The sequence below is a fragment of the Legionella quateirensis genome, from assembly GCF_001467955.1.
Classification (GTDB): domain Bacteria; phylum Pseudomonadota; class Gammaproteobacteria; order Legionellales; family Legionellaceae; genus Legionella; species Legionella quateirensis.
In genome coordinates, this window is record NZ_LNYR01000046.1 from 116,758 (window position 1) to 124,152 (window position 7,395).

Here is a 7,395-nt window from a genome sequence, read left to right on the forward strand (position 1 = left end):
GAGATCCCTCGTTTCACTCGGGATGACGGATGAATTTCGTCATCCTGAACGCAGTGAAGGATCTCCTGAGACTGGCACAGTACCACGTCCAGAAGATCCCTCGTTTCACTCGGGATGACGGATGAATTTCGTCATCCTGAACGCAGTGAAGGATCTTCTGATACAGGCACAGTACCACGTCCAGAAGATCCCTCGTTTCACTCGGGATCAGGTTGTTCAGGTTATTGGGATATTACCCCATAATCGAATTGGCAATTAATCAAGAATACATCTGTATTCTAAAACAAAGTTTTATTTATAGCCGCTTCCTGCGCCGTATGTCGGGATATGATGTTATTGTTTACCAGCTCAGTCAAATGCTGATCCAGAGTTTGCATTCCTTTAGCCTGACCGGTTTGAATTGAAGAATACATTTGCGCCACTTTATCTTCTCGTATCAGGTTACGTATAGCACCAGTACACAACATAATTTCCAAGGCAGCGACCCGGCCACCATTATTTTTTTTCAATAAACTTTGCGCTACAACAGCCTGTAGAGATTCTGATAACATCGAGCGAACCATGGACTTTTCTTCGGCGGGAAATACATCGATTATCCTGTTGATTGTTTTAGTTGCTGAATTGGTATGCAAGGTTCCAAAGACCAAATGCCCGGTTTCTGCAGCGGTCATTGCCAGACGAATTGTTTCCAGATCCCGTAACTCACCAACCAGAATAATATCCGGATCTTCACGCAGAGCGGATCGTAATGCTGCATTAAAACTAAGCGTATCCTTATGAACTTCCCGTTGGTTAACCAGACATTTTTTGCTCTGATGCACGAATTCAATAGGATCTTCAACGGTCAGGATATGCTCATATCGAGAAGAATTGATGTAATCGATTATCGCAGCCAGAGTGGTACTCTTACCAGAACCCGTAGGACCAGTAACTAAAACCAATCCTCTGGAAAAGCAGGCCATTTCTTTAAAAATTGGAGGTAAATTCAAATCCTCCATACTTAAGATAGTCGAGGGAATAGTACGAAATACTGCAGCAGCACCTCGTGCTTGATTGAATGCATTAACCCTGAATCGTGCCAGGTTATTAATTTCGAAAGAAAAATCCGTTTCCAGGAACTCTTCATATTCCTTTCTCTGCCTGTCATTCATGATATCGTATATTATTTTTATAACGTCTTTATGATCCAAAGCAGGCAAATTAATTTTTCGCAAATCACCATCTACACGTATCATTGGCGGCAATCCAGAGGATATGTGTAAATCTGATGATTTGTTCTTAACGGAAAAGGCTAATAATTCTGCTATATCCATGCTCAAATGTCCCTGATCAATCAACCCATTGTTACTAGAAGATTAGCTCAGTAATGCTTACACAGCAAACATTGTAGGACTACCTACTATTTTGATATGGTTAGATTTTTAAATCCATTGTGATTACCCTATGAATATGAGTAACAATATTGAGGCTATTAGAGATAAGATAAGACAAACTGAAATTGATGAGAACAGAGCACCGGGTTCTGTATTATTACTGGCAGTCAGTAAACAACAAAGTATTGATTCAATCACTGAGGCATTCAGAAATGGAATTAGGGATTTTGGTGAAAATTATTTCCAGGAAGCGGAAGCAAAAATTACTCAATTAAAACACTTACCCATCTGTTGGCATTTTATTGGCCCTATTCAAAGTAATAAAGCGAAAGGAATTGCTTCATTGTTTGATTGGGTTCATAGTCTTGATCGCATTAAAATTGCAAAACTGCTCAGTGAGTTCAGACCCAATAATCTCCCCCCTCTGAATGTTTGCCTGCAAATTAATCTGGCTGGGGAAGAGACCAAATCCGGAGTACTTAAAGATGAAGCCATGGATTTGGCTTTTGCTGTAAGTCAAATACCCAATATTAACTTGAAAGGCTTGATGACCATTCCACCGCCATTAAAGGATCCCGATGAACAATATCATCTGTTTTTAGAACTGAACCAACTCATGCACTCTATAAATCATGAGTTAAATCTTAAAATGGATACTTTATCCATGGGGATGAGCGATGATTTGGTTCCGGCAATCAAGGCAGGAGCAACCATGGTTCGTATTGGCAGAGCAATTTTTGGCGAACGACAAGGAACATCAATATGAAGATCAGTTTTATCGGATTCGGGAATATGGCAAAAGCAATTGCCCGTGGTTTAAGTCAACAGGATTCATTTTCACTATCGGCGGCATCCCCTTCATTAACGATTGGAATAAATCAGGAAGGTATTCAGACGCATCACGATAATAAGGAAGTGATCAAAAATGCAGACATTATTATTTTGGCCGTCAAACCCATGCTAATGAGCACCGTATTGAAAGAAATTACCCCTCTTATTCCACAACATAGTCTTCTAATCACTGTAGCTGCCGGATTAAGCCTTTCCTGGTTTACTCAATACTGCAATAGGAATCAGGCTATTATACGTACGATGCCTAACACCCCTGCCTCAATTGGCCTTGCTGCAACACCAATGATAGCCAATGACGCAACTACAGAACAGCAGAAACAATGGGCTGAACTCATTTTTTCTAAAATTGGTTTAATAACCTGGGCTTTTAACGAAGATGAAATGGATACCTATACCGCTTTATCAGGAAGTGGTCCTGCCTATGTCTTCCTCTTTATGGAAGCAATGATAGATGCCGCTGTAAACCTGGGCCTAGATCCGCACATTGCGAAAACATTTACCCTGCAAACATTTACGGGTGCAGTTAATTTAGCTCATAATAGCGATTTAAGTTTATCCCAGTTAAGAAGAAAGGTAACATCACCAGGAGGTACAACAGCAGCTGCTGTAGGCATACTGGATGAGCAATTGAACACTCTGGTCTTAGCAGCGATGAACGCTGCAAAACAACGCGCACATGAATTAGGGAAAGTATAAATATAAAGCTTTCGTAATTCACCGAGAATTTCCAATACTGTACCTAAAGACAGTTGTATTGAATGGGGGAAATAATGTCTGGTTTTACCGCTGTAGGAATTTTTTTAACATCTTTATTTTTTGGCTTGGTCCTTTTTACTTTATGGTTGCGAATTGCACTGCGTTACTATAGAGTCAGCGCACTGAGCCCATTCAGCCAATTGATCTTATCAATTACTGATCCCGTAATTAGACCTGTAAATTCCTTATTTAAATTAAAATACCAACCAGGACAAAAATACGACTGGATGGCTTTTATAATTCTAATACTGGTTGAGTTTCTAAAAATAATTTGCCTGAGCCTGCTCGCATTCCACACCCTGATGCCCGTTGTATACATACTCCTTTATGTGTTGGCTGATTTAATCATTCAGCCCTGTGATTTACTTTTTTATGCGATACTTATTCGAGTTATTATGAGTTATGCAAAACCTGGCTGGCAACATCCGGTTGCTGATTTTCTTCGTTTATTAACTGAACCTTTATTAATACTGGGAAGAAAAATAATCCCTGATATATCAGGCTTTGATTTCTCGCCTATTGTTATAATGATTATTTTAAAAGTTATCACTTTATTTATCAGTGCATCTCTGCCCTGGCGATTAATTTAGATGAATTATTGGCTAAATGAACTATACTTATTGTTGAAAGGATAGCCGGATTGAACATATGAAATTTATATATTGTGCCAGTTTCGCATTATTTATTTTGCCATTTAATCTTATGGCCGATCAATCGTATTATTGTCCTCAAAACCATGCCTTCATTAATGTAGGTATGACAACTGATGAGGTTATAGCCGCATGCGGACAACCGGTAAGTCAGCAAGAATCCAATCAACCACTCACTCAACAAATTCCCGTCCAGCAATTAATATATAACAATCAAGGTACAAGTACTGCCTTCTATGGTGTTTGGAACGTTCAAACAGGCAGTGGCGGCGCTCAAATGGAAATCGATGTGGCAAATAATCAGGTTAAAGGAATCAAGATTAATGGCGGGAACAGTAATGCCACCAGTCTGTGTAATGGCACCAGTATCCAGATGAATGATCCAGTCAGTAAAGTTTATGGTGCCTGCGGAAGTCCGGATGTAATAAACAACACCTACATTAATCAAACAGTACCTACTGCTACTAAACCCCAGATATGGATCTATCAGCCTGGGCAATATCAACCTTCAGTTTCCTTGACTTTTGTTGATGGCAAACTACAATCCATCAATAATTAATTAAGGAAGTAATCTAGATGACTGAAACTGTAGATGATATCACCATTGCCTATTCCGAGAATGGGACTGAAACAACAAAAGAACTGGATAAACAAGTTTTATCAAAAGGAGCATGGACCACTATCATGTTCAAGTACCAGGAATGGGATAATGCTAAAAATGAATATGGTCCGGTAAAGTATTCCATTCGTCGTTACCAAAAACGAAACAATCAATATTGGCAAAAATCTAAATTTAATATATCCAGCACAGATCAAGCACAAAAAATTATTGATATTCTGAATAACTGGTTGAAATAAAAGCTGAAGATGGAAGTCGGTACCGAATTATTTATTATGTAGCCCGTATTAGCGAAGCGTAATACGGGATTTAAGAGGCAAGGTACTCCATTGTTTCCCCCAATTAGGCTTCGCATGGAGAAATCACGGCATATTTTATAGTGCCCATCTGATCAATAATAGAATTATCTAAGCTAAATTTGCGTCATCCTCGCGAAAGTGGAAACTCATGCATAAAAGTAGCACCTCACTGTGCTTGTATGATGGATCCCCGCCTTCGCGAGGATGACTTTTGTTATTCGTCATCCTGAACGTAGTGAAGGATCTCCTCAAACTTGCACATTATTCAGTCTTCAGCCACTTTCTAAAAATCTTTCACTACATACAGAATGACAAAATCCTCTAGATTAATAGAATTTACAATAGATACTACTTAAAGCACCCCACACCATCATAACCTATTACATGACACTCTTTATAAAAGGATTGATCCAGCATATAGCGTACAGCACCATAATAAGCATAGATTTTACCATCCTTATCAAGCGCAACATGGGGCTTTTGATAGCTTGATTCAGATTCACAACCGGTTTTATTCTGCATCCAGACAACACCATTCACCTTGACAGTAGATTGACCTGGTATTAACGAATTAGTGCCACAAGCATTAGTAGACAAGGCTGAGACTGGAGGAGCAGAAAATAAAATGTCATAGCCGGTTAATGCTGTTTTCACTGCATTTTCTGCGTCCAATATTCCGTGACCACAAGGTTTCTTACCAACACAGGATTTATTGGTGTCATTACTTTGTCCAAAATCATGAGTCGTAATATACAAAATTTGTTCTACCTGCTCCGCTTTTAAATTCTTTTCGCTGATTGCATACACCAAGGCTGCAACACCAGCAACATGAGGAGATGCCATACTGGTTCCTTGATAAAAATCAAAACCAGATGAATTATAACCACCCCCAGGGTTAACTGTTGATAAGATGCCGCCCGCTGTACCGTATCGTTTATCACCACCAGGAGCAGCAAGAGTTACGCTGGGACCATAGTTGGAAAAATAGGAACGTAAACCTTCTGGACCAGTGGAGGCAACTTTTATAGTACCGTTACACACACCTGGTGCATTAAAATGCTCCCATACATTATCATTCCCGGCAGCGGCCACAAGTACGGCTCCTTTTTTCCGAGCAAAAAAGACTGCTTCTTGTAACGCCTCATCACAATAATCTATTTCTTTACCCGGTTTTTCATCTACTCCAAAACTCATATTCAAAACTTTTGCAGGATGCATATTGGCAGGAACTCCAGGTACTTCACCTCCAACTGCCCAATAAATTCCATTCACTACAGCACTTTCATAAAACATTCCTGATGCAGCAGGAATTTTAACTGTTAAAATCTTTAAATCTTCTCCAATACCCGTCATGACATTGCCATAACCAGCGATGGTTCCAGAAACGTGTGTTCCATGGTACGACTTCGTTTCATCACTTAAATCATTATTATTACCTGCGAAATTCCAACCCCAAACATTTCCTTCTGTGTCTCTAACCAGGTTATTCACCAGACTGTCATTTAAGGCAATTCCGGTATCCAAAACAGCGACTACAACAGGTTTTTTCGCATTACCCGTTGTATATGCCCAGGCGCCATCTCTTAATCCAGGTTTTGATTCCAACATAATACCTGCTGGACGCTGAAACTCATCCCACTGACTGTCATGTGATAATAATTGGCTTAATTCCAAACTGACAACAGGATCAGGCACGGGTTTAAAATATCCAATTCGATCTTTAACTGCATACAATACATTGGGATTCTTACGTAATTGTTCCAAAACAAGTTCAGTACTGTCTCCATCATTGGCTTTAATAGAGGGTGCATTCGAAGCATCCAATATTAATGAATACGCTCCATTAGCCATGGGTTTCATCTCTTTAACTGGTAAATGGATTGACTTGAACACTTGAGATTTCAAGGAAGACAATGCTACAGGTTGTTGTTTGTACTTAATAATCACTCGTACAGTGTCATTGGCTGGAGCAGCCACTATTCCATGCGCAACTGATAAAAGACTTAATCCTAAAATTCCCGATTTTAATCCCATTCTTGATACTCCTTATCAAAATCTAAAAAATAACAACAGGAATCAGTATGCAGGAGAACAAATAGCAACACAAGGCTCAAAAATAACTTCTCAGCAGAATCGAGAAAGCCATCCTGAAGGTAGTACTGTGCCCACATTGGGAGATCCTTCACTGCGTTCAGGATGACGAAATTCATCCGTCATCCCGAGTGTAACGAGGGATCTCCTGGTTGTGGCTGGAAGTCGAGTACGGTGCTACTTGAAGGGAGATCCTTCACTGCGTTCAGGATGACGAAATTGATCCGTCATCCCGAGTGTAACGAGGGATCTCCTGGTTGTGGCTGGAAGTCGAGTGCGGTGCTACTTGAAGGGAGATCCTTCATTGCGTTCAGGATGACGTGTAAATTCAGGATGACGTATGCATTCAGAATGACGAATAAAACACCGTCATCCCGAGTGAAGCGAGGGATCTCCTGGTTGTGGCTGGAAGTCGAGTGCGGTGCCACTTGAAGGGAGATCCTTCACTGCGTTCAGGATGACGTGTAAATTCAGGATGGCGTATGCATTAAGCATGGCGTATGCATTCAGAATGACGAATAAAACACCGTCATCCCGAGTGAAGCGAGGGATCTCCTGGTTGTGGCTGGAAGTCGAGTACGGTGCCACTTGAAGGGAGATCCTTCACTGCGTTCAGGATGACGTGTAAATTCAGGATGACGTATGCATTAAGCATGGCGTGTGCATTCAGAATGACGTATGCATTAAGCATGGCGTATGCATTCAGAATGACGAATAAAACACCGTCATCCCGAGTGAAGCGAGGGATCTCCTGG

The 7,395-nt window shown here is 40.5% G+C and carries 9 protein-coding genes; 5 read left to right on the top strand and 4 right to left on the bottom strand.

Translation table 11 applies throughout. From position 1 onward, the window contains the following. Nucleotides 1-278: 278 nt before the first annotated feature. Nucleotides 279-1,319: a type IV pilus twitching motility protein PilT gene (locus tag Lqua_RS15530; protein WP_476630074.1), complete on the bottom strand. Its 1,041-nt coding sequence runs from the start codon at nucleotides 1,317-1,319 to the stop codon at nucleotides 279-281. 124 nt (nucleotides 1,320-1,443) lie between these two features. On the opposite strand from Lqua_RS15530, the gene Lqua_RS15535 reads away from it, so the two are divergent. The 5 genes from Lqua_RS15535 to Lqua_RS15555 all read left to right on the top strand — a co-directional run bounded on the left by Lqua_RS15535 (nucleotide 1,444) and on the right by Lqua_RS15555 (nucleotide 4,489). Then, nucleotides 1,444-2,139: a YggS family pyridoxal phosphate-dependent enzyme gene (locus Lqua_RS15535; RefSeq protein WP_058475201.1), complete on the top strand. Its 696-nt coding sequence runs from the start codon at nucleotides 1,444-1,446 to the stop codon at nucleotides 2,137-2,139. Then, nucleotides 2,136-2,921 carry a pyrroline-5-carboxylate reductase gene (gene proC / locus Lqua_RS15540; RefSeq protein ID WP_058475202.1) on the top strand — a complete coding sequence of 262 codons (786 nt, stop codon included), beginning with the start codon at nucleotides 2,136-2,138 and terminating at the stop codon, nucleotides 2,919-2,921. Before Lqua_RS15535 ends, proC begins: the two co-directional genes overlap by 4 nt. Before the next feature lie 74 nt (nucleotides 2,922-2,995). Further along, on the top strand, nucleotides 2,996-3,571 hold the full coding sequence (locus tag Lqua_RS15545) for a YggT family protein (RefSeq protein WP_058475203.1): 576 nt from the start codon (nucleotides 2,996-2,998) through the stop codon (nucleotides 3,569-3,571). Nucleotides 3,572-3,629: 58 nt separating this feature from the next. Further along, nucleotides 3,630-4,190 carry a DUF2845 domain-containing protein gene (locus Lqua_RS15550; RefSeq protein WP_058475204.1) on the top strand — a complete coding sequence of 187 codons (561 nt, stop codon included), beginning with the start codon at nucleotides 3,630-3,632 and terminating at the stop codon, nucleotides 4,188-4,190. Between the two features lie 17 nt (nucleotides 4,191-4,207). Further along, on the top strand, nucleotides 4,208-4,489 hold the full coding sequence (locus Lqua_RS15555) for a hypothetical protein (protein WP_058475205.1): 282 nt from the start codon (nucleotides 4,208-4,210) through the stop codon (nucleotides 4,487-4,489). Between the two features lie 408 nt (nucleotides 4,490-4,897). On the opposite strand, the gene Lqua_RS15560 is transcribed toward Lqua_RS15555, so the two are convergent. From Lqua_RS15560 to Lqua_RS18825, 3 genes are all read right to left on the bottom strand, one after another. Next, complete coding sequence (locus Lqua_RS15560) at nucleotides 4,898-6,583, bottom strand: S8 family serine peptidase (RefSeq protein WP_058475206.1); 1,686 nt, start codon at nucleotides 6,581-6,583, stop codon at nucleotides 4,898-4,900. Beyond that, nucleotides 6,574-6,720, bottom strand: a complete 147-nt coding sequence (locus Lqua_RS15565) for a hypothetical protein (protein WP_157076154.1) — start codon at nucleotides 6,718-6,720, stop codon at nucleotides 6,574-6,576. The genes Lqua_RS15560 and Lqua_RS15565 overlap by 10 nt, the downstream gene beginning before the upstream one ends. Nucleotides 6,721-7,169: 449 nt before the next feature. Then, nucleotides 7,170-7,395: hypothetical protein (locus tag Lqua_RS18825; RefSeq protein WP_238585598.1), on the bottom strand; the 226-nt coding region annotated here is incomplete at its 5' end.

Coding starts and splice junctions, on each gene's coding strand:
- Lqua_RS15535 (WP_058475201.1), top strand. CDS start 1,444: ATGAATATGAGTAACAATATTGAGGCTATTAGAGATAAGATAAGACAA.
- proC (WP_058475202.1), top strand. CDS start 2,136: ATGAAGATCAGTTTTATCGGATTCGGGAATATGGCAAAAGCAATTGCC.
- Lqua_RS15545 (WP_058475203.1), top strand. CDS start 2,996: ATGTCTGGTTTTACCGCTGTAGGAATTTTTTTAACATCTTTATTTTTT.
- Lqua_RS15550 (WP_058475204.1), top strand. CDS start 3,630: ATGAAATTTATATATTGTGCCAGTTTCGCATTATTTATTTTGCCATTT.
- Lqua_RS15555 (WP_058475205.1), top strand. CDS start 4,208: ATGACTGAAACTGTAGATGATATCACCATTGCCTATTCCGAGAATGGG.
- Lqua_RS15560 (WP_058475206.1), bottom strand. CDS start 6,583: ATGGGATTAAAATCGGGAATTTTAGGATTAAGTCTTTTATCAGTTGCG.
- Lqua_RS15565 (WP_157076154.1), bottom strand. CDS start 6,720: ATGTGGGCACAGTACTACCTTCAGGATGGCTTTCTCGATTCTGCTGAG.